This is a genomic window from Pseudomonas sp. 65/3-MNA-CIBAN-0223, assembly GCF_040310425.1.
GTDB classification, from domain to species: Bacteria; Pseudomonadota; Gammaproteobacteria; order Pseudomonadales; family Pseudomonadaceae; genus Aquipseudomonas; species Aquipseudomonas gregormendelii.
Map to the genome: position 1 here is coordinate 101,397 of NZ_JBEOPV010000011.1, position 24,569 is coordinate 125,965.

19 protein-coding genes and 2 pseudogenes are annotated in these 24,569 nt (G+C 61.4%); 3 read left to right on the top strand and 18 right to left on the bottom strand.

Going from position 1 to position 24,569, the window contains the following annotated elements; translation table 11 throughout:
- Positions 1-17: 17 nt before the first annotated feature.
- The gene (locus tag AAEZ09_RS15630) at positions 18-989 is read right to left on the bottom strand and encodes a phosphotransferase family protein (protein WP_350599966.1); all 972 of its coding nucleotides are present in this window, start codon (positions 987-989) and stop codon (positions 18-20) included.
- Between the two features lie 97 nt (positions 990-1,086).
- Positions 1,087-1,179: pseudogene (locus AAEZ09_RS15635) on the bottom strand (ParA family protein); the annotation flags it as partial.
- A 239-nt stretch (positions 1,180-1,418) separates the two neighbouring features.
- On the opposite strand from AAEZ09_RS15635, the gene nadA reads away from it, so the two are divergent.
- Positions 1,419-2,477 carry a quinolinate synthase NadA gene (gene nadA / locus AAEZ09_RS15640; RefSeq protein ID WP_045058219.1) on the top strand — a complete coding sequence of 353 codons (1,059 nt, stop codon included), beginning with the start codon at positions 1,419-1,421 and terminating at the stop codon, positions 2,475-2,477.
- A gap of 94 nt (positions 2,478-2,571) precedes the next feature.
- Here nadA and AAEZ09_RS15645 read toward each other — a convergent pair whose 3' ends face one another.
- The 16 genes and pseudogenes from AAEZ09_RS15645 to gap all read right to left on the bottom strand — a co-directional run bounded on the left by AAEZ09_RS15645 (position 2,572) and on the right by gap (position 21,555).
- Complete coding sequence (locus AAEZ09_RS15645) at positions 2,572-3,054, bottom strand: RDD family protein (protein WP_350599968.1); 483 nt, start codon at positions 3,052-3,054, stop codon at positions 2,572-2,574.
- A gap of 97 nt (positions 3,055-3,151) precedes the next feature.
- On the bottom strand, positions 3,152-3,364 hold the full coding sequence (locus AAEZ09_RS15650; protein ID WP_003175786.1) for a cold-shock protein: 213 nt from the start codon (positions 3,362-3,364) through the stop codon (positions 3,152-3,154).
- Positions 3,365-3,756: 392 nt separating this feature from the next.
- A complete protein-coding gene (gene gcvT, locus AAEZ09_RS15655; RefSeq protein ID WP_045058217.1) occupies positions 3,757-4,881 on the bottom strand; it encodes a glycine cleavage system aminomethyltransferase GcvT in 1,125 nt (374 codons plus the stop codon).
- Between the two features lie 42 nt (positions 4,882-4,923).
- Positions 4,924-6,300, bottom strand: coding sequence for an L-serine ammonia-lyase (locus AAEZ09_RS15660; protein ID WP_350599970.1), 1,377 nt, complete (start codon positions 6,298-6,300; stop codon positions 4,924-4,926).
- A 201-nt stretch (positions 6,301-6,501) separates the two neighbouring features.
- Positions 6,502-9,369 carry an aminomethyl-transferring glycine dehydrogenase gene (gene gcvP, locus AAEZ09_RS15665; protein ID WP_350599971.1) on the bottom strand — a complete coding sequence of 956 codons (2,868 nt, stop codon included), beginning with the start codon at positions 9,367-9,369 and terminating at the stop codon, positions 6,502-6,504.
- A gap of 11 nt (positions 9,370-9,380) precedes the next feature.
- Positions 9,381-9,764, bottom strand: a complete 384-nt coding sequence (gcvH, locus tag AAEZ09_RS15670; RefSeq protein WP_045058214.1) for a glycine cleavage system protein GcvH — start codon at positions 9,762-9,764, stop codon at positions 9,381-9,383.
- Positions 9,765-10,211: 447 nt separating this feature from the next.
- Positions 10,212-11,720 (bottom strand): transcriptional regulator GcsR, encoded by a 1,509-nt coding sequence (gene gcsR, locus AAEZ09_RS15675; protein ID WP_045058213.1) that lies wholly within the window; start codon positions 11,718-11,720, stop codon positions 10,212-10,214.
- Positions 11,721-11,904: 184 nt separating this feature from the next.
- Complete coding sequence (locus AAEZ09_RS15680) at positions 11,905-12,264, bottom strand: DUF5064 family protein (protein ID WP_045058212.1); 360 nt, start codon at positions 12,262-12,264, stop codon at positions 11,905-11,907.
- A 168-nt stretch (positions 12,265-12,432) separates the two neighbouring features.
- Complete coding sequence (locus AAEZ09_RS29465; RefSeq protein ID WP_442963619.1) at positions 12,433-13,188, bottom strand: methyl-accepting chemotaxis protein; 756 nt, start codon at positions 13,186-13,188, stop codon at positions 12,433-12,435.
- Between the two features lie 102 nt (positions 13,189-13,290).
- A pseudogene (locus AAEZ09_RS29470) lies at positions 13,291-14,571 on the bottom strand (methyl-accepting chemotaxis protein); the annotation flags it as partial.
- 250 nt (positions 14,572-14,821) lie between these two features.
- Positions 14,822-15,211, bottom strand: a complete 390-nt coding sequence (locus AAEZ09_RS15690) for a YbaN family protein (RefSeq protein ID WP_045058281.1) — start codon at positions 15,209-15,211, stop codon at positions 14,822-14,824.
- Between the two features lie 191 nt (positions 15,212-15,402).
- Positions 15,403-16,005: a biliverdin-producing heme oxygenase gene (locus AAEZ09_RS15695; RefSeq protein ID WP_350599973.1), complete on the bottom strand. Its 603-nt coding sequence runs from the start codon at positions 16,003-16,005 to the stop codon at positions 15,403-15,405.
- Between the two features lie 119 nt (positions 16,006-16,124).
- Positions 16,125-18,689: a TonB-dependent receptor gene (locus tag AAEZ09_RS15700; protein ID WP_350599974.1), complete on the bottom strand. Its 2,565-nt coding sequence runs from the start codon at positions 18,687-18,689 to the stop codon at positions 16,125-16,127.
- A 122-nt stretch (positions 18,690-18,811) separates the two neighbouring features.
- Positions 18,812-19,777, bottom strand: coding sequence for a FecR family protein (locus AAEZ09_RS15705; protein ID WP_350599976.1), 966 nt, complete (start codon positions 19,775-19,777; stop codon positions 18,812-18,814).
- A gap of 82 nt (positions 19,778-19,859) precedes the next feature.
- Positions 19,860-20,378, bottom strand: coding sequence for an RNA polymerase sigma factor (locus AAEZ09_RS15710; protein WP_045057895.1), 519 nt, complete (start codon positions 20,376-20,378; stop codon positions 19,860-19,862).
- 175 nt (positions 20,379-20,553) lie between these two features.
- Positions 20,554-21,555 carry a type I glyceraldehyde-3-phosphate dehydrogenase gene (gene gap, locus AAEZ09_RS15715; protein WP_045057896.1) on the bottom strand — a complete coding sequence of 334 codons (1,002 nt, stop codon included), beginning with the start codon at positions 21,553-21,555 and terminating at the stop codon, positions 20,554-20,556.
- 220 nt (positions 21,556-21,775) lie between these two features.
- Between gap and edd the strand changes: the two genes are divergently transcribed.
- Both edd and AAEZ09_RS15725 read left to right on the top strand, forming a co-directional pair.
- Positions 21,776-23,602: a phosphogluconate dehydratase gene (gene edd / locus AAEZ09_RS15720; RefSeq protein WP_045057897.1), complete on the top strand. Its 1,827-nt coding sequence runs from the start codon at positions 21,776-21,778 to the stop codon at positions 23,600-23,602.
- Positions 23,599-24,549, top strand: a complete 951-nt coding sequence (locus tag AAEZ09_RS15725; protein WP_350599977.1) for a glucokinase — start codon at positions 23,599-23,601, stop codon at positions 24,547-24,549. Before edd ends, AAEZ09_RS15725 begins: the two co-directional genes overlap by 4 nt.
- Positions 24,550-24,569: the final 20 nt, after the last annotated feature.

Below are 24,569 nucleotides of genomic sequence, written 5' to 3' on the forward strand. Positions count from 1 at the left end.
TATCGTGATAGCGCCGGTTACTTGAGCAGGGGGGCGAGATAGCCGCCGTCGACGTCGAGCAGTTCAGCGAGCAGGCGGCACGGTCGCCAGTCCTCGACACTCCCAGCAGCCGTCCAGATGTCAAGGTCACGGAGCTGGTCGAGAATCGCGGCGCCATGGATAAGCGCGCGACCATGAATCGGATCCATATGTCGAACGGCGATCTCAACCGCAGCGTTGCCTGCCTCCGAATCAATACGATGGCCTTCTTCGGATACGCGGGCCTCGCATACCAACCGGCACAGGTCGATCTCGACCGGACCGAGCACGGCGAACTCAAAGTCCAGCAGGGCGACGACCTCTCCATCCCATAAAGCATTCATCAGCGCGAGGTCGCCATGGTTGACGGTCTGTGCTACCAAGGGTGCAGCCCGGAAGTAACCCTCGATGATTCCATGGAGCCGCGACTGCTGTGCGCTGGACAGTCCCAGCTTGACTTTGGCGCGGTTAGCCGCCGCGGTGGCAGCTTCGAGCGAAGCCGGTACGAATCCCCCGTGAGATGCGACAAGCGTCCTCAGAGACGGGCTCGCGTCGTGCACGATCTGGGCCCGAGCCCAAAGCTGGCGGACCGCTGCTTCCTGCTCCGCAGGCGTCAGCGTCGGCCACGCCTCCTGGAGGTTCTGGCCGCGAATCTCCGCGCTCACGATCCAGCCGTGGCCCTCGGTAGTGCCCTCTCCAAGGATCTCCGGGTGCCCGACCTCTCGCGGAAGAGCCTGAACGAGCGCAACCTCGCGTGCCATGTCGACGGGTGTATGCGCGATACGCACGGCGATGCCGTTACCGACCCACGTCGCATTCGAGTACCCATTGGCTCGCTGCATTCGCGCGAGATCGCCACCATGGTGAGCCGCCACCTTAGCGGCCAAGCTCCAAACAAGGGCTGTGCTGATCGGGTCACGATCCTGGTCGAGCGGATGAATACTTGTACTGGGGTCTTTCATTTTTTCCATCTGAGCCACGCCTCAGCAAATATATTGAGTTGAATTGAATGATTGCTCCTACCCTTTTTCGCTCATCTGAGATCGGGTCTATGCCATTGCGCCTCGCCATTTCCAGCATTACAGAGCGAGCACCCTGGAAGTCGATCGGTACCCGATCGAAGTGACCCTGGACTGTTTTCAACAGTTGAGAAATCCGCAAGGCTCAAGAGCGTGAGGACTTGCGGATTTTTTTCTTCGATTTGAGCGGGCTCACGTTCGGAGCTGCACCGCGTGACGCAGGTCAGATTCATCTTTTGCATCGTCGGGATATTCTGTAGCCTTGCGCAGCTTCAATGCTGTGCCTGATGACTACTCACTTTCCCGGCGGTACCCTCTAAGGGGTCCGGAGCCGGGTGTATACTCGACTTTCGCGCAAATGCGCCTGCAGGTCTTGCGAACATGACGCAGATTTCCGAACGCCTTCTGGTTCAAGCCCATCTCGACGCCAAGCAGCCCAAGCCGCTGACGGTCGAGGAAGAGGCTTATTACCGCGCTGCCATCGCTGACGAGCTCAAGGCTCAGGACGCAGTGCTGGTTGCTCACTTCTATTGTGATCCGGTCATTCAAGCGCTCGCCGAAGAGACCGGAGGCTGCGTCTCCGACTCGCTGGAGATGGCGCGCTTTGGCAATGCTCACTCGGCCAAGACCGTGGTGGTCGCCGGCGTGAAGTTCATGGGCGAAACCGCGAAGATCCTCAACCCGGAAAAACGCATCCTGATGCCGACCCTGGAGGCGACCTGCTCGCTGGACCTGGGTTGCCCGGTGGACGAGTTCTCGGCGTTCTGTGACCAGCACCCTGAGCGTACGGTGGTGGTGTATGCCAATACCTCGGCGGCAGTCAAAGCCCGGGCTGACTGGGTGGTGACTTCAAGCTGCGCGCTGGAAATCGTCGAGAGCCTGATGGACAACGGCGAAACCATCATCTGGGGGCCGGACAAGCACCTGGGTACCTATATCCAGCGCAAGACCGGCGCCGACATGCTGCTGTGGGACGGTGCCTGCATCGTTCACGAAGAGTTCAAGTCCAAGCAGCTCGAGGACATGAAGGCCCTGTACCCGGATGCCGCTATTCTGGTGCACCCCGAGTCGCCGACTTCGGTCATCGAACTGGCGGACGCCGTAGGCTCCACCAGCCAGCTGATTGCTGCAGCGCAGAGCCTGCCGAACAAGACCCTGATCGTGGCCACCGACCGCGGCATCTTCTACAAGATGCAGCAGTTGTGCCCGGACAAGGTGTTCATCGAAGCCCCTACGGCGGGTAACGGCGCGGCGTGCCGCAGTTGCGCGCATTGTCCGTGGATGGCGATGAATACGCTTGAGCGCACGCTCAAGAGCCTTAAAGAAGGGACGAATGAGATCTTTGTGGATCCGGCGTTGATTCCGCAGGCGATTCGGCCGTTGAAGCGCATGCTCGACTTTACCCAGGCTGCGCGGATGAAGTTGGCTGGTAACGCTTAAAGCAAGATCAACAGATCGCAGCCTTCGGCAGCTCAGGTGCTCACAAACCTTGTAGGAGCTGTCGACGGCTGCGATCTTTTTTATGCGCTTACCTCTATTTCTTCGGAATGCGCACCAGCTGCGTCTCGGAATACATGTCATGCCAGCTGCGTTTCTGCTTGTCGAACAGCGACCAGATGAAACCCAGGCCCACGCACAGCAGCGAGGCGATGGAGACCACAAAGCGCAGCAGCGCCTGCCACAGGCTGATGGATGAGCCGTCGGCGTTCTGCACCCGAATGCCCCACACCTGCATGCCCAGGGTCTGACCCGACCAGGTCCAGAACTTGGCAAAAAAACCGAACAGCACGAACAGCAGCAGGGTAGAAAGCAGCGGATCACCGTCCAGTGCTCCCGCTTCAGTCAGCTTGCGCATCCGCTCCTCGCCGATGATTGCCATCTGGATCATCTTGTAGATCCCGCTGGTGACAATTAGCAAAGCGGTGCACAGCAGGAAGTCATAGAACATCGCTGCCAGACGACGACCCAGGCCAGCGGCGGGAAAATCGCCCTGGGGCTTCAGCAGGTGTTTCGACATGGCACGGGTCTCGGGGGGAAAAAGAACTCATTTTACGGATTTGCGCGCACAAAAAAGCCCCTGATGTCAGCATCAGGGGCTTTTTCGTTACAGAAGATTAAGCTTCGGCCTGAACTTCGTCAGCCTGCATGCCTTTCTGGCCCTGCACAGCAACGAAGGTCACTTTCTGGCCTTCTTTCAGGCTCTTGAAGCCGTTGCCCTGAATAGCGCGGAAATGCACGAACAGATCCGGACCGCTTTCTGGCGTGATAAAACCAAAACCTTTCTCGTCGTTAAACCACTTGACGGTACCGCTCTGACGTTGGGACATTTCTTATTTCCTTTGACGCAAAAATTAATGACAGCCTCTTTCTCATGAAAGAGTACTGGGGCTGGTTGCAGGAGAGTAAGAAGACGTCGAACGGGATGTAGCTAACTTGTAGGCTACTGCCCAGGTCACGATTCCAAGCGACCCATGCAAACACAGTGAACAAACTCTACGCCAACTAGCCAATAAAAAACAAGCCCCTGTGAGGGGCCCGGTTTGCTTGGCTGTGAGGCTGTTAGTGGAGGCGTTGGTGCAGGCTTATTCGATAGCGCTGTTCAAATGTTTTCGACTGTTATAAGTACTGTTCATTATCGAACGGTTGCACTGTTTTATGGCGGCTGCGTTACAGATTAGTGCAGTGTTAACGCAGCCGCGTTACTTATAGAAACAGTCAATCAACCGCGATAGTAGCGTTGTGGAACAAATGGCATTTTGCTTACAAGCAAAGGCACCTTTTTCCCACGGACGATCGCCCAGACGGGGGTGTCGAGCGAAACGTACGCAGAGTCGAGGTAACCCATGGCCAGAGGGCCGCCCAGGGTGGGGCCGAAACCACCGCTGCAGACGCTGCCGATGATCTCGCCCGCTTCGTTGACGATTTCCGCGCCTTCGCGCACCGGCGTGCGCTCTTGCGGCAGCAGGCCTACGCGTTTGCGGCTGACGCCGCCCTGTTGTTGCGCGAAGATGTTTTCGGCGCCCGGGAAACCGCCGGCCCGTGCGCCATCGGCACGACGCGGCTTGGAGATGGCCCACAGCAGGCTCGCCTCGATTGGGGTGGTCTCGGTGTTCATGTCGTGGCCATAGAGGCACAGGCCGGCTTCCAGGCGCAGGGAGTCGCGAGCGCCCAGACCGATCGCGGCCACTTCCGGCTCGGCCAACAGGGCGCGGGCCAAGGCTTCGGCATTCGCGGCCGGCACGGAGATTTCGAAACCGTCTTCGCCGGTGTAGCCCGAGCGGCTGACGAAACATTCCACGCCCAGCAGCTGGACGCGCGTGAACTGCATGAAGGTCATCTTCGCCACTTCAGGCGCCAGGCGCGCGAGCACGGTCACGGCGGCCGGGCCTTGCAAGGCCAGCAGCGCACGCTCTTCGAACAGCGGCTCGATGGTGCACTGCTCGCCGATGTGCTTGCGCAGGTGCGCCAGGTCCTGGTCCTTGCAGGCGGCGTTGACCACCAGGAACAGTTCGTCGTTGCCCAGGTTGGCGACCATCAGGTCGTCGAGAATGCCACCGGCCTCGTTGGTGAACATCGCGTAGCGCTGCATGCCCACCGGCAAGTCGATGATGTCTACCGGTACCAGGGTTTCCAGGGCCTCGGCAGCCTTGGCGCCGGTCAGGCGAATCTGGCCCATGTGCGAGACATCGAACAACCCGGCCTGGTCGCGGGTGTGCTGGTGTTCTTTCATCACGCCCAGCGGGTATTGCACCGGCATGTCGTAGCCGGCGAACGGCACCATGCGCGCGCCGAGTTCGATGTGCAGGGCGTGCAGCGGGGTAGTCAGCAATTGTTCGGTGGACATGTTGTGCTCCTGAAAAAATGTGCAGAGGCCAATGCGCGCGCATCAGCATTCGATAATGTTGACCGCCAGACCGCCGCGGGCGGTCTCCTTGTATTTGCTTTTCATGTCGGCGCCGGTCTGGCGCATGGTGCGGATGACTTTGTCGAGGGAGACGAAGTGCTGCCCGTCACCGCGCAGGGCCATGCGGACCGCATTGATGGCCTTGACCGAGCCCATCGCATTGCGCTCGATGCAAGGCACTTGCACCAGGCCGCCAATGGGGTCGCAGGTCAGGCCGAGGTTGTGTTCCATGCCGATTTCCGCGGCGTTTTCCACTTGCTGCACGCTGCCGCCGAGGACTTCGCACAAGGCACCCGCCGCCATGGAACAGGCCACTCCTACTTCGCCCTGGCAGCCGACTTCGGCACCGGAGATCGAGGCGTTTTCCTTGTACAGAATGCCAATGGCCGCTGCGGTGAGCAGGAAGCGCACCACGCCGTCATCGTTCGCGCCGGGAATGAAGCGCACGTAGTAATGCAGCACCGCCGGGATAATACCCGCCGCGCCGTTGGTGGGCGCCGTCACGACTCGTCCGCCGTTGGCGTTTTCTTCGTTGACCGCCAGGGCGTACAGATTGACCCAGTCCAGTACCGAGAGCGGATCGCGCAAGGACGATTCGGGGTTCTTGCACAATTGCCGATGCAGCGCCGCAGCGCGACGCTTGACCTTCAAACCACCGGGCAGGATGCCTTCGTTGTGACAACCGGCGGCCACGCAATCCTGCATCACTTGCCAGATATTCAGCAGGCCGGCGCGGGTTTCGGCTTCAGGTCGCCAGGCACTTTCATTGGTGAGCATTACCTGGCTGATCGACAGGCCGTAGGTCGCGCAATGCCCCAGCAGGTCCTTGGCGCTCTTGAACGGGAACGTCAGCTTGGTGGCATCTTCGACAATGCGGTCGGCACCGGCTGCATCCTCATCGACCACAAACCCGCCGCCTACCGAGTAGTACTCGCGGCTGCGGGTTTGCAAACCGGCAGCATCGAACGCACGAAAAATCATGCCGTTGGGGTGATAAGGCAGCGGTTTGCGAATCATCGCCAGGTGTTCTTTCTCGTTGAACGCGATGCTGTGCTCACCCAGCAGGTTCAAGCGACCGTTGCCGCGAATCTCTTGCAGGCGAGCAGCGACGGTTTCGGTGTTCACGGTGTCCGGGTGTTCGCCTTCCAGCCCGAGCAACACGGCCTTGTCGCTGCCGTGGCCTTTGCCGGTGGCGCCGAGTGAGCCGTAGAGCTCGACCTTGACGCAGGCGGTTGCAGCCAGCAGCCCTTCACGGCGCAAGCCTTCGGCGAAACGCGCGGCAGCGCGCATTGGGCCGACGGTGTGGGAACTGGAGGGGCCGATGCCAATCTTGAACAGGTCGAACACGCTTAAAGCCATGGTTGTTCTCCGGTTTCTTGTTATGGGAATTGGCGGAATTTTTAACTGGACACGGTCCTGTGGGAGCTGGCTTGCCTGCGATGGCGTTGGTTCAGGCGCCATCGACGCTGCTTGACAGGCCGCCATCGCAGGCAAGCCAGCTCCCACAGGTTTTGTGGTGTTCTTGAGAAAGAGGGGCAGGCGCACCCGCCCCTCATTGGTTTAAGCGTAGCTTTCGATCGACGGGCAGGCGCACACCAGGTTGCGATCACCGAACACGTTGTCGACGCGACCGACCGGTGGCCAGTACTTGCCTTCGATCAGCGATGCTACAGGGTAGACCGCCTGCTCACGGCTGTACGGGTGAGTCCACTCGCCGACCAGTTCCGCCGCAGTGTGCGGAGCGTTCTTCAGCGGGTTGTCGTCCTTGTCCAGCGTGCCGTTTTCCACTGCGCGGATTTCTTCGCGGATGCGGATCATGGCGTCGCAGAAGCGGTCCAGTTCTTCCCTGGATTCGCTTTCGGTCGGCTCGATCATCAGGGTGCCAGCGACCGGGAACGACATGGTCGGTGCGTGGAAACCGAAATCGATCAGGCGCTTGGCCACGTCATCGACGCTGATGCCGCTGCTGTCTTTGAGTGGACGCAGGTCCAGGATGCACTCGTGGGCTACCAGGCCATTGCTGCCGGTGTAGAGCACTGGATAGTGCTCTTCGAGGCGACGGGAAATGTAGTTCGCGTTCAGGATCGCCAGCTGCGAAGCACGCTTGAGGCCCGCGCCGCCCATCATCCGAATGTACATCCAGGTGATCGGCAAAATGCTCGCGCTGCCGAACGGTGCTGCGCAGACCGCGCCTTCTTTACGCTCCATGGTGCCGTGACCCGGCAGGAACGGAGTCAGGTGCGATTTGACGCCGATCGGGCCAACGCCCGGGCCGCCACCACCGTGAGGGATGCAGAACGTCTTGTGCAGGTTCAGGTGCGAGACGTCGCCGCCGAACTTGCCCGGTGCGCAGAGGCCGACCATTGCGTTCATGTTGGCGCCGTCGATGTACACCTGGCCGCCGTTGTCATGAATGATCCCGCAGATTTCGCGGATGCCTTCTTCGAAAACGCCGTGGGTCGACGGGTAGGTGATCATCAGCGCCGCAAGGTGTTCGCGATGCTCGATGGCCTTGGCGCGCAGGTCTTCGATGTCGACGTTGCCGCGGGCATCGCAGGCGGTCACGACCACGCGCATGCCGGCCATGTTGGCCGTCGCCGGGTTGGTGCCGTGGGCAGACGACGGGATCAGGCAGATGTCGCGACGGTCTTCGCCACGGCTCTGGTGGTAAGCGCGAATAGCCAGCAGCCCGGCATATTCACCTTGCGAACCGGCGTTCGGCTGCAAGGAGATGGAGTCGTAGCCGGTCGCGGCGCAGAGCATCGCTTCAAGTTCGTCGGTCAGTTGCTGGTAGCCGGCACTTTGCTCGGCCGGGGCGAACGGGTGCAGGGCGCCAAATTCAGCCCAGGTCACCGGGATCATTTCGCTGGCAGCGTTGAGTTTCATGGTGCACGAACCCAGCGGGATCATGGTGCGATCCAGGGCCAGGTCCTTGTCGGCGAGCTTGCGCAGGTAGCGCATCAGCTCGGTTTCCGAGTGATAACGGTTGAATACCGGGTGGCTGAGGATCGGCGTTTGACGAACCAGCGCAGCCGGGATGGTGCTGACCACCGCAGCAGCGAGGGCGGCGAAGTCCGGCAGCGCCTGGCCGTCGGCGAACAGGGCCCACAGTGTTTCGACATCAGCTTGCGACGTGGTTTCGTCAAGGGACAGGCCCAGACGTCCGCCATCGACGACGCGCAGGTTGATCTGCTGCGCATGCGCCTGGTCGTGCAGCTTGGCGGTGTGGGCGCCAGTGTTGAGGGTCAGGGTGTCGAAGAAGTTTTCTTGCTCGACGTTCAGCCCCAGTGCGCTCAAGCCTTTGGCGAGGATCGCCGTCAGGTGATGAATGCGCTTGGCGATCTGCGTCAGGCCTTTTGGACCGTGATACACGGCGTACATGCTGGCAATGTTGGCCAACAGAACCTGCGCGGTGCAGATGTTCGAGGTGGCCTTCTCGCGGCGGATGTGTTGCTCGCGAGTCTGCATCGCCAGGCGCAGGGCCGGCTTGCCGAAACGGTCGACGGAAACGCCCACCAGGCGGCCCGGCATGTCACGCTTGAATGCATCTTTGGTAGAGAAGTACGCTGCGTGCGGGCCACCGAAGCCCAGCGGCACGCCGAAACGCTGTGCGCTGCCGATGGCCACGTCGGCGCCGAATTCGCCTGGCGGGGTCAGCACCGTCAGGGCCAGCAGGTCAGCGGCAACCGCCACCAGAGCGTTGGCGGCATGGAAGCGTTCGGTCAGCGCGCGGTAGTCAAAGACATCACCGTTGCTTGCCGGGTACTGCAGCAGTGCGCCGAAGAACGGCGTCACGTCAGTCAGCTCAAGCTCGTCGCCGACGACCACGTCGATGCCCAGAGGCTCGGCACGGGTGCGCAGCACGTCGAGGGTCTGCGGGTGGCAGTGAACCGATGCAAAGAACGCGTGGCTGCCTTTGTTCTTGCTCAGGCGCTTGCAGAAAGTCATGGCTTCGGCTGCAGCGGTGGCTTCATCGAGCAGCGAAGCGTTGGCGATCGGCAGGCCGGTCAGGTCGCTGATCAGCGTCTGGAAGTTGAGCAATGCTTCGAGGCGACCCTGGGAGATCTCTGGCTGATACGGGGTGTAGGCGGTGTACCAGGCCGGGTTTTCCAGCAGGTTGCGCAGGATAGGCGACGGCGTGTGGGTGCCGTAGTAGCCCTGGCCGATGAAGGTCTTGAACAGCTGGTTCTTGCCGGCGATGCTTTTGATCATGGCCAGGGCGTCGGCTTCACTCAGGCCGTCGTCCATGCCGAGCACGCTGGTGCCCTTGATGCTTTCCGGGATCACGCTGGCGCTCAAGGCTTCCAGGGAGTCGAAACCGAGGCTATTGAGCATGGCTTGCTCATCGCCGGCGCGCGGGCCGATGTGGCGCGCGATGAATTCGTTGGCGGTGCTTGTGGTTACAACGGCAGGGTTTACTTGAGTCATGTCGGCGCTCCTCAGGCTTCGGCGTTGGCTTTGATCAGACGGTCGTAAGCGTCCTGATCCAGCAGTTTGGCGACGGCAGAGGCGTCGGTTGGCTGAAAGCGGAAGAACCAGCCGTCACCCATTGGATCTTCGTTGACCAGTTCCGGGCTGCTGTCGAGCGCCGGGTTGACTTGCAGCACTTCACCGTCCAGGGGCATGTACACGCCGCTGGCCGCTTTTACCGACTCCACGGTGGCCGCTTCCGCGCCCTTTTCGTAGGACTGCAGCTCTGGCAGTTGTACGAAAACCACGTCGCCCAGGGCGTTCTGCGCGAAGGCGGTGATGCCGACTGTGACGCTACCGTCAGCTTCGGTGCGCAGCCATTCGTGATCTTCAGTAAAACGCAACTCGCTCATGGAAACTCCTAAGGGGGCCAGACTCGTCTGGTGGACGCGATTGAATGCTTGGGGCGTTAGCCCTGATTTATGCAGGGGTAATAAGCAAAATCGCGGCCAATGTTTTAAAAGCCATATAAAACAATGAGTTGTGTGATTTTAGGACAGAGGGGAATGATTTTTGTGTAGCGAAATCGCTACAGCTTGGGGCGTGGAAAAAAGCCTATCTGGATCAAAGCCTTGCACACTGGTCGCTGGGGAGGGGTGTAGCGATATCGTTCCGCTGTAGCGCTTTCAGTACGGCTGGAGGTCGTTTCCAAGCAGGTTAGAAGCCTTCCGATTGGAATTCGTCCCGCAGGAGCGGCCGAGGCTGCGATCTTGTCGCAGGCAACACAGTATCAACGTCAAGAGATCGCAGCCTTCGGCAGCTCCTACGGGATGCGGCCAGGCGTGAGCATTCTGTGACCGCTACTGCCTGGTGGGAATGCCGTACTTGCGCAGCCGATGCGCGATCGCCGTGTGGGAGGTCTGCAGGCGGCTGGCGAGCTGCCGGGTCGAGGGGTAACTGACGTAGAGTTTTTCCAGCAGGGTTTTCTCGAACTCGTCCATGGCCTGCTCCAGGCTGTCGACTTCGGTGTCGCTCTGGCGCGCCACCGAGGTGCCGGCGATGTCGAGGTCGCCGATGTCCACCAGGCTGCTTTCGCAAATGGCAGCGGCGCGGAAAATCACGTTCTGCAACTGCCGTACGTTGCCTGGCCAGCGGTTGCCCAGCAGCGCCGGATAAGTCCCGGGCGCCAGGCGACACACCGGGCGCTGGATCTGTGCACAGGCCTGCTGCATGAAGTAACGGGCCAGCAGGAGGATGTCCTGGCCCCGCTCACGCAGCGGCGGGACTTCGACATTCAGGACATTCAGGCGGTAGAAGAGGTCTTCGCGGAACGAGCCTTCGCTGACCATTTTTTCCAGGTCGCGGTGGGTTGCGCTGAGGATTCGCACGTTGACCTTCACTTCGCGGTCACCACCGACTCGCCGAAAGCTGCCGTCATTCAAAAAGCGCAACAGTTTCGCCTGCAGGTAGGGAGACATCTCGCCGATCTCGTCGAGAAACACCGTACCCTGGTTGGCCAGTTCCATCAGTCCCGGTTTACCGCCTCGTTGCGCTCCGGTGAATGCCCCGGGGGCGTAGCCGAACAGTTCGCTTTCGGCGAGGTTCTCCGGCAATGCCGCGCAGTTCAGCGCCAGGAAAGGTGAGCTGTACCGGGCGCTGATGGCGTGGCAGGCGCGCGCTACCAGTTCCTTGCCGGTGCCCGTTTCGCCCTGGATCAGCAGGGGCGCATCCAGGGCCGCCACGCGCTGGGCACGGGCCTTGAGGGTGCGGATGGCGGGAGATTCGCCAAGTAGCGCATCAAAGCCTTCGGCATGGTCATGGTGCAGCGCTGACAGGCGCTCGCCGATGCGGTTGGGTTGATACAGGGTCAGCAACGCACCGGCGTCGGTAATGGGCGTGGCGTCGAGCAGCAGGGTCTGGCCGTTGACGGTGATCTCGCGCAGCGGCAGGCGAAAGCCGTGCTCCAGCAACGCGTCGAGCAGCGCCGGGTCGGCAAACAGCTCCGCCACGCTTTCCCCGGCCGGTTCGCGACCATACAGGGCAATCAGTGCCGGGTTGGCCAGCAATACATTGCCCGCACTGTCGAGCGCCAGCACCGGGTCGGTCATGGCTGCCAGCAAGGCATCGAGCTGCAGGTGCCGGCGCTGGCCAGGCAGGATGTCCACCACCGTCACGGCCTGCACGCCGCGCACGCTGAACAGCGCATCGCGCAGCTCTTCGAGTACTTCCGGGCTCAAGGTCGGAGCGTCGATGTAGACGTTGGGCGGCACCATTTCCACCGCATCCAGGTTGAGATTGCGCCCACCGAGCAACGCCAGAACTTCCTGGGTGATGCCGACTCGGTCGATGAAGCTGACGTGAATGCGCATGGGGCGATGGGGTTCTGGCGTGCGGAGGGTGGCAAGTATGCCTTGGGCAGGGCTGCAGGTGAAATCCTGGACTGATATCGCGGCCCTTCAGAAGCAAAGGTTGCCTGGTGTGCCATGGTCCGTGGGAGCAAAGCTTGCTCCCGCAGGACTCCCTTACAGCTTTACACCTACAGGGCTGTGCCGGTTACTCGAGGTGTTCGGGTTTGACCGGGTCGCCGGATTTGACGTCGAGCTGTGCCCGGACGTCTTCAAACATCAGGTCGTACGCCTTGTGCACCGTGCCGATGCCGGCGTCCTTGGGCAGGCCATGCTTCTGCGCCAGGCGAGTGGCATGGCGGGCGAAATCGAATGCCTGGTCCTTGGGCAGGAAAAACTCCTCCTGCAGTTCCTTGCCCTGCACCGAGCCATGCATCTTGAACAGCATGCCTTCGCCTTCCTTGGGGTCCTGGGTCACTTCATAGTCGATGCTCAGCGCGTAGCTGTAGTCATCCTTGTTCAGCGCCGTGCGCTCGATATGCAGGTGACCGGGCTCGAACGTAGCCATTGGCATCTCTCCGTATCAGTTGGTAATGCCAGGTGTCGCCGCGCAGACGGGAGCGCAGGCAGGGCCCTGGATAATCGTTTCGCTGTCCGAGAGTGGACCGAACAGCGCGATATTTCCAGTAAAGCGACCTCGTTCGAGTATTTCCAGGCTCACGCCCACAGGGGCCTGTCAGACGCGGAACTGATCCATCAGCTTCATCTGATGGGTCGTCAGCGAATTGAGGTGGCTGCTGATCTGTGCCGATTCGGTCGCTTGCCCGGTCAGGGTCTCGGTGACGGTGCGGATGGCCGAGACGTTGCGGTTGACCTCTTCGGCCACGGCGCTTTGCTGCTCGGCGGCGCTGGCGATTTGCAGGTTCATGTCGCTGATCACGGTGACCGCATCGCTGATCTTGCTCAAGGCCTGGACCGCTTGCTGGATCTGGCCAGCGTTGCTGTGGGCCTGGGTCTGGCTCGAGTGCATGGTGGCAACCACGCCGCGGGTGCCTGTCTGAATACGTTCGATCACGCTGCGAATTTCTTCCACCGAGTCCTGGGTACGTTTGGCCAGGTTGCGCACTTCATCCGCCACCACCGCAAAACCACGGCCACTCTCGCCGGCGCGTGCGGCTTCGATGGCGGCGTTGAGGGCCAGCAGGTTGGTTTGTTCGGCGATGCTGCGGATCACTTCCAGCACTGAACCGATCTGCTCGCTGTTGACCGCCAACGCTTCGACTTCGGTGACCGCCTTGCTGACTTCATCGGCCAGTTGATTGATGTCGCGGGTGCTGCGCTCAATGATCTGCATGCCATCGCGGGCCGATTGGTCGGCGCCTTTGGCGGCGTTGGCCGCATTGGAGGCACTGTTGGCGACGTCATGGGCGGTGGCGCTCATTTCATTGGACGCAGTGGCAACCTGATCGATCTCGCGGAACTGCACCTGCATGCCTTCGCTGGTCTGGCGGGCAATTTCCGAGGACTGGTCGGCCGTGCCGCGCGCATCGGTAATGCTCTGTTTGATCTGCGCGATGGTCGGCTGCAGCTTGTCGAGGAAGCGGTTGAACCAGCTGACCAATTCGCCCAGCTCGTCTTTCTTGCTGTACTGCAGACGCTGGGTGAGGTCGCCGTCGCCGCTGGCAATCGCCTTGAGCATCTGGGCAACGCTGTTGATCGGCCGGGTCACGCCCGAGGCGGTGAGCCACATCAGCAACAGGCCGACCAGGCCAGCCGCCACCGCCACCAGCACGGCTTTGATGGTGCCGCTTTGCTGGGCCTCATCGAGTACCGCTTGCAGCTTCACCGAATCGGCCAGCAAGACGTTTTTCGGCAGGTCGATCACCACGCCCCAGGCCTTGGAATCAGTAATCGGGCTGACCGGATACACGGCGCGAATCAGCTCGCCCTGCTCGAGGATTTTCGGCGTGCCAGCGCTGAGCAGCTGCAGCACTTCCTTGCCATCGCTGCCCAAGGTGTCGGCGATGCTTTTGCCGACCTTGCTGGCGTCAACGCTGTAACCTGCGAGCACGCCACTGCCGGAGACGATCAGCATGTGCCCGGCGCTGTTGAACAGGTCACGCTGGGATTCGACAGCGGCCGCTTGCAGGGCATCGAGGGCGATATCCACACCGACCACGCCGATGGTTTTGCCATCCACCAGCAGCGGCACGGAAATGGTGGTCATCAGCATTTCCTTGCCGTTGACGGTATCGGCATACGGGTCCAGCAGGCAGGTGCGCTTGCTGTCGCGAGGGCAGGTGTACCAGCTGTTATAGGGCGTGCCGTTGATGTTGAGGGTGGTCTTGGTCATGTCGTCTTCGACCATGATCGTGTTGACCCCGGCACCACCGGCACGGCTCCAGTAACTGGCAAATCGCCCGGCCTCGTTGGACTGGCGCGCCGCGTCGTTGGCGAATTCGCTGTCCTTGCCGTCCAGGCCGTTGGGTTCGAATGCCAGCCAGATCCCCAGCACTTTGCTGTTGCGCTCGAAGGCGGTTCGCAGGCTCTGGTTCAATTCCTCACGCACAGTCCCCGCTTCCAGCGACCGCTTGGCCGCCATGCTGCGCAGGTCCTGGATCTGATCCGCCAAAGCCGTGACCACCGTCAGGCTCTCGCCGAAGGTCTTCTGCACCCGCACGGCTTGCTCTGCTGCTTTGGCTTGCAGCAGATTCTGCACGCTGTCGGTGAGCATTTTGCTGCTGGAGGCGCTGACCAGTTCGTCGTTCTGGTTGGTCTGGTAGATATTCATGCCCACGATCAGGGCAAGCACGCCCAGCAGGCAAAGGCCGGACAGCAGCACGATTTTCAGGCGGATGGAGAGAGAGTCGAACATAAGGCGAACTCGCGAATGGATGAGGTGTTGGCTGTGGGTCGAGACCGACCCGGTTCGCCAAGTCCATTCAGCGCCATGGGAGAGGCATCGGCGTCGGGAAGGTTTGCATGAGTAAAAGCCGATGAACGGTCAGCGCAAGCGTTTGCGAGGGTTCATTGGGTGTCGGGAAGCTCGCTCCCACATTGAACCGGGTCACTGTGGCAAATACCTGTGGGAGCCAGCCGGCTGGCGATGGGCACGACTCGGTCTTTCAGGAAGAGTGCGCCAGGGACTCGGGCCTCGACCAGATCCACAGGTTGCCCAGGCTCATCCCGGCGATGGCCAGGTAGATCGGCCAGCCATGATCGAGCATCACCAGCATCAGCCCGGCGCACAGCAACATGCTGGCCGTGGCGCTGACTTTGGCGCGACGGGTGATGATCTTGCCGTTGCGCCAGTTGTGGAGCATCGGGCCGAACAGGCGGTGGTTCTCCAGCCAGGCGCTAAGGCGTGGGGAGCTGCGGGTAGCGGCCCAGGCGGCGAGCAGGATGAACTCGGTGGTTGGCAGGCCAGGCACCACAATAGCGACCAGGCCTATGCCCAGGCTGACGTAGGCCAGCAGGCCGAAAAGAAAACGTATGAGTCTGGAAGATGAGGGCATGGGCTCAAGGTAACGCATGTGGGGCTTGATCGGAGGAGCCAGGGTGCGGTCCTTTTGGGAGGAGCCGGGGCGCGGTCCTGTGGGAGCAAGGCTTGCCCGCGTTAGCGATGCCGCGGTCCAACCTGTCAATCGCGGCGCCTCAATCGCGGGCAAGCCTTGCTCCCACAGACCAGCAAGCCAGCTCTAACCTGTCAGGCAAATTCAGGGGTATAGGCCTGTTCCAGCAGCACGGTGAAGCGATTAAAGGCATCGATCGCACCTTTATCCAGTTCAGCTTCTTGCTGTGCACTCAACTGCAGTCCATCCAGGGTCTTCACGAAGCGCTTCCAGCCCTCCGCACGACCACCGACGGGTTCAGCGAGGTGGCGCGCGCCAAAAGTCTCGCTCAGCCCCAGGCCCACCGCGCGCTTGATCAGGAATGCCGCGCCCAGCTTCGAGCCTTCGGACACAAACAGCCAGCCCAGGGCCTCGGCCTGGGTTGGAGCGTTCACCGCGCCTGCCACGGGTGCCGGTACCTCGGTGTCGAGGTCTGCCAGGTCAGCCCTGGCCGCTTCCGCCCGGCAGCGCGCCGGCAGGTCGGGGACGATGGCGGTCAGTTCGACGTCGTTGTACAGCGCCACCAGTTCCGACTGGAACAGGTACTGCGCGACGACGAAGCGGGCGAAGTTGGCCTGGGTTTCGAAAGGCGCGTGGGCTTTGACCAGTGCATCGAGTTTGGTGTGTGGTTCGTGGGTGATCTGGTTCAAGCGTTGTGAACGCAGAGCGGGGCGTTGAGCAGTGTCCTGGGTGGTCATGACAAATCCTTGAGAGAAAATGGTGCTTGGTAACGAGACGAACGAACAGGCACCGGACAGTAAAAAAACCTCGTTGCGCGGGGGGGGGGAGAGGCCGCCGCGCAATGAGGCACGCAGGATCAGATATCCCACACCAGATTGACCGAGAAGTTGCGCCCCGGCTGGGTCAGGCGGTCGAGGTTGGCAGGCTGGGTCACGGAGGCTTCGCCCACGCTGTCGTAGCCGCGCACGTCATCCCACTGCCAGTACTTCTTGTTGGTCAGGTTGTACAGGCCGGCGTTGACGGTCACATCGTCGGTCACCTTGTAGAAACCGGCGAGGTCGAGCACGCCATAACCCGGGGTCTTGAACTGGGTGCTGGTGCCATCAGGCGTATTGAAGTTGGTGCTGTCGACCCGGTCCTTGCGTTTGACCAGGGTCCAGCTGAGCAGTGCGCCGTATTTGTCCTGGTCATAACCGAGGCCGAATACGCCGGTCAGCGGGTTGATGCTGTTCAGCGGTTCGCCGCTGTCATCGTTGCGACCGTACAGGTAAGACAACGAACCCTGGGTGTAGAGGCCATCGGGCGCGCCGAATGTGTCCAGGTTCAGGCGACCCTTGAGTTCCACTCCCTTGATGGTGGCATGCTTGATGTTGTTGCTCTGGAAGGTGAGTTCGTCGTAACCCGGGGTAATGGCGTTCTCGTTGATGAAGTCGCGGTACTTGTTATGGAACACCGCGACGTCGAAGTTGCCGGCTTCAAACTGGCCACGCAGGCCGGTTTCGTAGCTCTTGCTCTTTTCCGGTTCGAGGTTGGGGTTGGGCGCGACCTGATAACCGCCGGAGGTATTTTCGAAGCGGCCGTACAGGGCCTTGGCACTCGGTGTGCGGAAGCCTTCGGCGTACTGGCCGTACCAGGTGTAGTGTTCGTTGAACTGGTAAGTGGTGCCAAACTTCGGCGACAGGCGATGCCAGGTCTTGGTGCTGTCATTCACCTGGCCATTGCCGCTCTGGTCGGCGGTGGCCAGGAATCGCTCGGTCAGCTGCGGCTTGAGCTGGGTGTAGTCGTAGCGCATGCCGGGTACGAAGGTCCAGTTGTTCCAGCTGATCTGATCCTGGGCAAACAGGCTGTAGGTGTTGATGGTCGGGTCCGGGAAATCGCTGGCCGGGGTCAGGGTGTCGGCGGCGCTCGGCGCTCCGATCACCCGGCAGGCGCCGGCCACGCTCAGACAGGTGCCGTCACCGGTGCGCAGGCCGGTGACCTTGTCCTGCTTGAGGGTGGTGCCGTAGGTGACGAGGTGATCGGTTGCGGCGACGGCAAACGCCTTGTCGGCCTGGGCATCGAACACCCACTGGCGATCCTTGTAGGTGGTGTTGCGATTACGCAGCACGGTGCGCGACGGCGCGTAGATTTCCTGGGTGCTCTGATCGGTCTTGGCGATCTGGTAGTTCAGGGTCCACTTGATGTTGTCCGCCAGCGCGCTGTCGAGGCCGAAGCGGTGCTCAAGGCCAAAGCGCTCGCGAGTAATGGTTTCGTTGCCACTGCGCGCTTTATAAAAGCCAAAACCGCGCCCGGCGTTGAACGGTCCGCCCACCGCACTCAGCTGGTTGGTGTCACGGTCGTCCTTATAGTGCTCGTAAGTCAGGCCGAATCGCCCGTCCTCGGCATAGTCCCAGCCCAGCTTGGCGAGGATGTTGGTAGTACGCACGTCTTCTGGGTTGGCTCCGGTGCGATTGAGCCCGGTGCCGCCGGTCTCGCCATAGGACTCGGTTTCATGCCCGTTGCGCTGGCTCAGGTGCAGCAAGCCATCAAAGTCGCCAGCGCGCCCGGCGACGGTGCCGGAGGTCAGCCAGCTCTCGTCGGCCGAGCTGTAGCCGGTCTTCAGGCGAGCGCCGACATCCTGGCCGGGTTTGATGATGTCGTCCGGGTCGAGGGTGTAGTAGCTGACTGCGCCGCCGATGGCGTTGCTGCCATACAGCACCGAGGCCGGGCCGCGGAGGATCTCCACGCGCTTGACGATTTCCGGGTCGACGTAGTTGCGATTGGTCTGGGCGTAGGGGCCGTTAAAGAAACCGTCGGGCACTTGTACACCGTCGACCTGGGTCAGCACCCGGTCGCCATCGATGCCGCGGATGTTGTAGCCGGTGATGCCGGAGCGCTGTCCTGTGCCACCTACGGATACGCCTGGCTCGTAGCGCACCAGGTCCTTGATGGAGTTGATGTTGTTGCGGTCGAGTTCTTCACGGGTGTGCACCGTGACCGTGCTCGGTACGCTGCTCACGTCCTGTTCCTGGCGGGTCGCGCTGATGGTCACCTGCTGCAGGTTCAGCGCGCCGGTGTTGTTGCGCAACGCCAGGACGATGTTGTTGTTGCCCAGTTTGCGATAGCTCAGGTTGGTCCCCACCAACAGGCGATCGAGGGCGGTTTCCGGCCGCAGGGAGCCGCGCACGCCGGGCGAGGGCACCCCCTGCGCCAGCTCGGCGGAAAACCCGACCTGCCAGCCCGTCACAGCGGTAAACGCATTCAGCGCCGACACCAGGGATTGCTGGGGAATGGCGAATGCGTAGTCACCGATGTTGCGGGTCTGTTGGCCGTCTGCGGTGGCGGCCAGCAATGGCGCGCTGCCGGCCATCAGAATGGCGGCGGTCAGCAGCGACAGCACGCGCGAAGGGGTAGAGGACTGGCGGGTAAGGCGAGAGGACATCGATAGCGCTCCGTGTCGCACGAATCTTTATAGGTGCTGATTGGCATTTGTGGATGCGAATCAATTGCATTGGCTATAACGAGACGAACGAGCTTCAGCTATCGAGTAAAAATAATTCTCATTTAGTTCAAAATCACCAGCGCCGGGAATTCCCTGAGTTGCGCCGAGGTGATGTGGGCCAGCGAGCGCACCACGTCCAGCGGCTGGTCGAGGCGATAATTGCCGGTCACGTTGATGTCCGCCAATTGCTCGTTGTTGTTGATGATCCAGCCAGGGTAATAGCGACGCAGTTCCGCCAGCACCTGGCTCATCGGGCAATTCTCGAACACCAGGCGGCCCTGGACCCATGCCAGTTCGGTGGCGGCGTCGAGTTTGGCCGGGCGGTCAAAACCGTTGGGGCCGATGCGAATACTTTCCCCGGCCGACAGGCGCACCCTTGCATCGTCGCGCGTGGCGCGCAGGTCGACATCCCCGCGCTGCACCTGAACCTGCGCCACGCCGTCCAGATAACGCACGGCAAAGGCGGTATCGCGCACGCTGGCCTTCACCGGGCCGGCATCGATTTCCAGCGCCTGGCCACGATTGGCCGCCACTTCAAAAAACGCTTCACCCTGATACAGGCGGGCAATGCGCTGCCGATCATTGATGGTGCTGGAAAACGCCGAGTTGGTATTGAGCAGGACTTTTGAACCGTCCTCCAGTTGCAGGCGCTGGCGTTCCCCGACGACGGTCAGGTGATCGGCCTGCAGGCGTATGGGCAGATTGCTGAAGCTGAACAGGCCGAGGATCAGCACGGCGGCGGTTGCCAGGGGTTTCCAGTGCGGACGCAGGCGCGACAGCACCGTTACCTTTGGCGGCCGGGCCGCCAGTGTCTGCGCGCTCAGCATCACTTGCGGGCCATCCCATATCGCCTGCGCCTCGGCAAACGCCTGGGCATTCAACGGGTCGGCGGCGAGCCAGGCCTGAAATGCCTGAGACTGGTCCTCGCTCGGACTGCCCAGCACGATGAGCCAGTCCAGGGCCTGGTCCATCGCGTTGGCGCGGTCCTGCGCCGGGGAGGGCGGAGGCGAGCGGCGGGTGTGCGTCACGGGTTTTCCTCGGCAGTGTCTGTGCACTGCTGTTTTTTTAGTGGAGCGTGAAAAGACGCAAGGGTAGCAAAGCCTCGCGAATTCAGTCGCCGTTCAGGCGTTCAGCGACCCCGATGCAGATCGCCATGATCAGCTTCAGTTCCTTTTGCACGGTGCTCATCGAGACGTCCAGTTGCTCGGCAATTTCCAGGTAACTGTGGCCGTGCAGGCGACTGAGGATGAAGATCTGCTGTTGGCGCGAGCTGAGTTGATTGAGACTCACGTTCAGGCGCTCCAGCAATTGTTCGGCATGGGCGGCATCCTCGGCGCTGCTGACCGGCGCGGCGACACTTTCGACCACCTCCGGTGGCACGTCATCGACCAGGGTGCGCGACTGGACGCGCCGCGCGCGCAGGTGGTCAAGCGCGAGGTTGCGGGCAGTCTGGAACACAAAGGGTTCAAGGTGATCGATGGCCCGTTCACTGAGCGCACGCGTCACTCGCAGGTAGGTTTCCTGCAGGAGGTCTTCGGCGGTGCTGTGATTGTTGACCATCCGCTCCAGCGTGCGCAGCAGGGAAATCCGCTGGGCGATGAAGACATGATTGAAGCGCGATTGACTCACGGGAGGACCTGATCCATTTCGAGCGAATGATAATGCTTATCATCTACTGTCATGGTCAAGCGCTTAATCGTGAAAATCTGCGTAGGAGCTGCCGCAGGCTGCGATCTTTTGATTTTGCTGTCAAAAGATCGCAGCCTGCGGCAGCTCCTACGGGAATTCGTGGTGAGTGGCCGATTTACTCGGCGTTACACAGCGCCAGGCAGTTATCCAGCATGCGGTTGGAGAAGCCCCATTCGTTGTCGTACCAGGCCAGCACCTTCAGCAGCTTGCCGCTGGATTTGGTGTGGTTAGCGTCAAAGATCGACGACAGCGGGTTGTGATTGAAGTCACTGGAGACCAGCGGCAAGGTGTTATAGCCGAGGATCTTCGAATGCTGGCTGGCTTCCTTGAGCAGCGCGTTCACTTCATCAGCCGAGGCTTCGCGTTTCAATTGCACGGTCAGGTCGACCAGCGACACATTGATCACCGGCACCCGTACCGCCATACCCGTCAGCTTGCCCGCCAGTTCCGGCAACACCAGCCCGACCGCTTCAGCCGCCCCGGTTTTGCTCGGGATCATGTTCTGGGTCGCCGAGCGGGCGCGGTACGGGTCGGTGTGGTAGACGTCGGTCAGGTTCTGGTCGTTGGTGTAGGCGTGAATGGTGGTCATCAGGCCACTTTCGATACCGAGCTCGCGGTGCAGCACTTGCGCAACGGGGGCCAGGCAGTTGGTGGTGCACGAAGCGTTGGAAATGATCTGGTGCGACTGGCGCAGAATGTCGTGGTTGACGCCATACACCACGGTGGCGTCGGCGCCTTTGGCCGGGGCCGAGATGATGACTTTGCGCGCACCGGCAGTAATATGCGCGGCGGCCTTGGCCCGGTCGGTGAACAGCCCGGTGCATTCGAACACCACGTCGATTTTTTCCGCAGCCCAAGGCAGTTCTGCCGGATTGCGAATCGCGCTGACGGCAATGCGGTCGCCGTTGACGGTCAGGCTTTCCTGATCGTGCTGCACATCGGCGTCGAACGTGCCGTGAACGGTGTCGTATTTGAGCAGATGAGCGTTGATCGAACTGTCGCCCAGGTCATTGATGGCAACGATCTGCAGGTCCTGGCGATAACCTTGGGTATACAGTGCGCGCAGGACGTTGCGGCCGATACGGCCAAAACCATTTATTGCAATTCGAAGAGTCATTTAACTGGGCCGCCGTCGTTTTGTTGTTGGAATTACAAGATTATTCGCATAAAAATAGAAAACAAGCCTTTTTAGTGGCAATATTTTGTTCAATCTACAACGAGTGACCTGAATCAACTGGTCCGACCGATCAAGAAAACCGTCTGTCATCCCAATCACAGCGGTGCTTGTTCAGCATAGACAATCAGGTCGCCACATCCGTTAGCCTGGAGTTCTAAACATGCATCCCCGCGTCCTTGAGGTCACCGAACGGCTTATCGCCCGCAGCCGCGCAACCCGCGAGGCTTACCTTGCGCTCATTCGCGGTGCTGCCAGCGACGGTCCGATGCGCGGCAAGCTGCAGTGCGCCAACTTCGCCCATGGCGTGGCGGGTTGCGGCACTGAAGACAAGCACAGCCTGCGGATGATGAACTCCGCCAACATCGCAATTGTTTCGTCATATAACGACATGCTCTCGGCGCATCAGCCGTACGAAGTCTTCCCTGAACAGATCAAGAAGGCGCTGCGCGAGATCGGGTCGGTCGGCCAGTTCGCCGGCGGCACCCCGGCCATGTGCGATGGCGTGACCCAGGGCGAGCCCGGCATGGAACTGAGCCTGCCGAGCCGCGAAGTGATCGCGCTATCGACCGCCGTGGCCCTGTCCCACAACATGTTCGACGGCGCATTGATGCTGGGCATCTGCGACAAGATCGTGCCGGGCCTGATGATGGGGGCGCTGCGCTTCGGTCATCTGCCGACCATCTTTGTCCCCGGCGGGCCGATGGTCTCGGGTATTTCCAACAAGCAGAAAGCCGATGTGCGCCAGCGCTATGCCGAAGGCAAGGCCAGCCGCGAAGAGCTGCTGGAATCGGAAATGAAGTCCTACCACAGCCCGGGTACGTGCACCTTCTACGGCACCGCCAACACCAACCAGTTGTTGATGGAAGTGATGGGCCTGCACTTGCCGGGTGCTTCCTTCGTCAACCCGAATACGCCGTTGCGCGAAGCCTTGACCCGCGAAGCGGCACATCAGGTGACCCGCCTGACCAAGCAGAATGGCGACTTCATGCCCATCGGCGAAATCGTCGACGAGCGTTCGCTGGTCAACTCGATCGTGGCGCTGCATGCCACCGGCGGCTCGACCAACCACACCCTGCACATGCCAGCGATCGCGATGGCGGCCGGTATCCAGCTGACCTGGCAGGACATGGCCGACCTCTCCGAGGTGGTGCCAACCCTGAGCCACGTGTACCCCAACGGCAAAGCCGATATCAACCACTTCCAGGCGGCGGGCGGCATGTCGTTCCTGATCCGCGAACTGTTGGCGGCCGGGTTGCTCCATGAAAACGTCAACACCGTGCTGGGTCATGGCCTGAGCCGCTACACCCTGGAGCCTTTCCTGGATAACGGCGAGCTGGTGTGGCGCGAAGGCCCGACCGACAGTCTCGACGAGAGCATCCTGCGTCCGGTGGCCCGGGCGTTTTCCCCCGAGGGCGGCCTGCGCGTGATGGAAGGCAACCTCGGGCGCGGCGTGATGAAAGTCTCGGCAGTGGCGTTGGAGAACCAGATAGTCGAGGCGCCAGCGATGGTGTTCCAGGACCAGCAGGACCTGGCCGATGCGTTCAAGGCCGGTCTGCTGGAGAAGGATTTCGTTGCCGTGATGCGCTTCCAGGGCCCGCGTTCCAACGGCATGCCGGAACTGCACAAGATGACGCCGTTCCTTGGCGTGTTGCAGGACCGTGGCTTCAAAGTGGCGCTGGTGACCGACGGGCGCATGTCCGGCGCCTCGGGGAAAATCCCGGCGGCCATTCACGTCAGCCCTGAAGCTTATGTCGGCGGCGCTTTGGCCCGGGTGCAAGAGGGCGATATCATCCGCGTCGATGGCGTCAAAGGCACCCTGGAGCTTAAGGTGGACGCCGACGAATTTGCAGCGCGCGAACCTGCCAAGGGCCTGTTGGGCAATAACATCGGCAGCGGTCGCGAACTGTTTGGTTTCATGCGCATGGCCTTCAGCTCGGCGGAGCAGGGCGCCAGCGCCTTCACTTCTGCCCTGGAGACGCTTAATTGAAACTGGCTTTGGTCGGTGACATCGGTGGCACCAACGCACGGTTTGCGTTGTGGAAAGACCAGCAACTGGAAGCCATCCAGGTGCTGGCGACGGCCGATCACGCCAGTCCGGAGGAGGCCATTGCCCTCTACCTGAGCGGGCTCGACCTGGCGCCGGGCTCCATCGGCTCGGTGTGCCTGTCGGTGGCTGGCCCGGTGAGCGGCGACGAATTCAAGTTCACCAACAATCACTGGCGACTCAGTCGCAAGGCGTTCTGCCAGATCCTGCAGGTGGATGAGCTGCTGCTGGTCAATGATTTCTCAGCCATGGCGCTGGGCATGACCCGTTTGCAGTCGGACGAGTTTCGTGTGGTGTGCCCAGGCACGCCGGAGCCGTTGCGCCCGGCGGTGGTCATCGGTCCGGGCACCGGCCTGGGAGTCGGCACCTTGCTTGACCTGGGCGCCGGGCGTTTTGCCGCCTTGCCCGGGGAGGGCGGTCACGTCGATCTGCCCCTGAGCAGCCTGCGGGAAACCCAGCTGTGGCAGCATATTTTTAATGAGATCGGGCATGTCAGCGCCGAGACGGCGTTGAGTGGCGGTGGCTTGCCGCGGGTGTACCGGGCAATTTGTGCGGTGGACGGGCACGAAGCGGTGCTCGATACCCCGGAGTCGATCACAGCCGCCGGCCTGGCCGGCGACCCGATTGCGCTGGAAGTGCTGGAGCAATTCTGCTGCTGGCTCGGCCGTGTGGCGGGCAACAACGTGCTCACCACTGGCGCACGGGGCGGCGTGTACATCGTCGGCGGGGTGATTCCGCGCTTTGCCGATTTCTTCATTGAAAGCGGGTTTGCCCGGTGTTTTGCCGACAAGGGGTGCATGAGCGATTACTTCAAGGGCATCCCGGTGTGGCTGGTGACGGCGCCGTATTCCGGGCTGATGGGTGCGGGTGTGGCGCTGGACCAGGCCTGAAACCGCGTTGCCTCCATCGC

Coding starts and splice junctions, on each gene's coding strand:
- AAEZ09_RS15630 (WP_350599966.1), bottom strand. CDS start 989: ATGGAAAAAATGAAAGACCCCAGTACAAGTATTCATCCGCTCGACCAG.
- nadA (WP_045058219.1), top strand. CDS start 1,419: ATGACGCAGATTTCCGAACGCCTTCTGGTTCAAGCCCATCTCGACGCC.
- AAEZ09_RS15645 (WP_350599968.1), bottom strand. CDS start 3,054: ATGTCGAAACACCTGCTGAAGCCCCAGGGCGATTTTCCCGCCGCTGGC.
- AAEZ09_RS15650 (WP_003175786.1), bottom strand. CDS start 3,364: ATGTCCCAACGTCAGAGCGGTACCGTCAAGTGGTTTAACGACGAGAAA.
- gcvT (WP_045058217.1), bottom strand. CDS start 4,881: ATGTCCACCGAACAATTGCTGACTACCCCGCTGCACGCCCTGCACATC.
- AAEZ09_RS15660 (WP_350599970.1), bottom strand. CDS start 6,300: ATGGCTTTAAGCGTGTTCGACCTGTTCAAGATTGGCATCGGCCCCTCC.
- gcvP (WP_350599971.1), bottom strand. CDS start 9,369: ATGACTCAAGTAAACCCTGCCGTTGTAACCACAAGCACCGCCAACGAA.
- gcvH (WP_045058214.1), bottom strand. CDS start 9,764: ATGAGCGAGTTGCGTTTTACTGAAGATCACGAATGGCTGCGCACCGAA.
- gcsR (WP_045058213.1), bottom strand. CDS start 11,720: ATGCGCATTCACGTCAGCTTCATCGACCGAGTCGGCATCACCCAGGAA.
- AAEZ09_RS15680 (WP_045058212.1), bottom strand. CDS start 12,264: ATGGCTACGTTCGAGCCCGGTCACCTGCATATCGAGCGCACGGCGCTG.
- AAEZ09_RS29465 (WP_442963619.1), bottom strand. CDS start 13,188: ATGCAGGTGCAGTTCCGCGAGATCGATCAGGTTGCCACTGCGTCCAAT.
- AAEZ09_RS15690 (WP_045058281.1), bottom strand. CDS start 15,211: ATGCCCTCATCTTCCAGACTCATACGTTTTCTTTTCGGCCTGCTGGCC.
- AAEZ09_RS15695 (WP_350599973.1), bottom strand. CDS start 16,005: ATGACCACCCAGGACACTGCTCAACGCCCCGCTCTGCGTTCACAACGC.
- AAEZ09_RS15700 (WP_350599974.1), bottom strand. CDS start 18,689: ATGTCCTCTCGCCTTACCCGCCAGTCCTCTACCCCTTCGCGCGTGCTG.
- gap (WP_045057896.1), bottom strand. CDS start 21,555: ATGACTCTTCGAATTGCAATAAATGGTTTTGGCCGTATCGGCCGCAAC.
- edd (WP_045057897.1), top strand. CDS start 21,776: ATGCATCCCCGCGTCCTTGAGGTCACCGAACGGCTTATCGCCCGCAGC.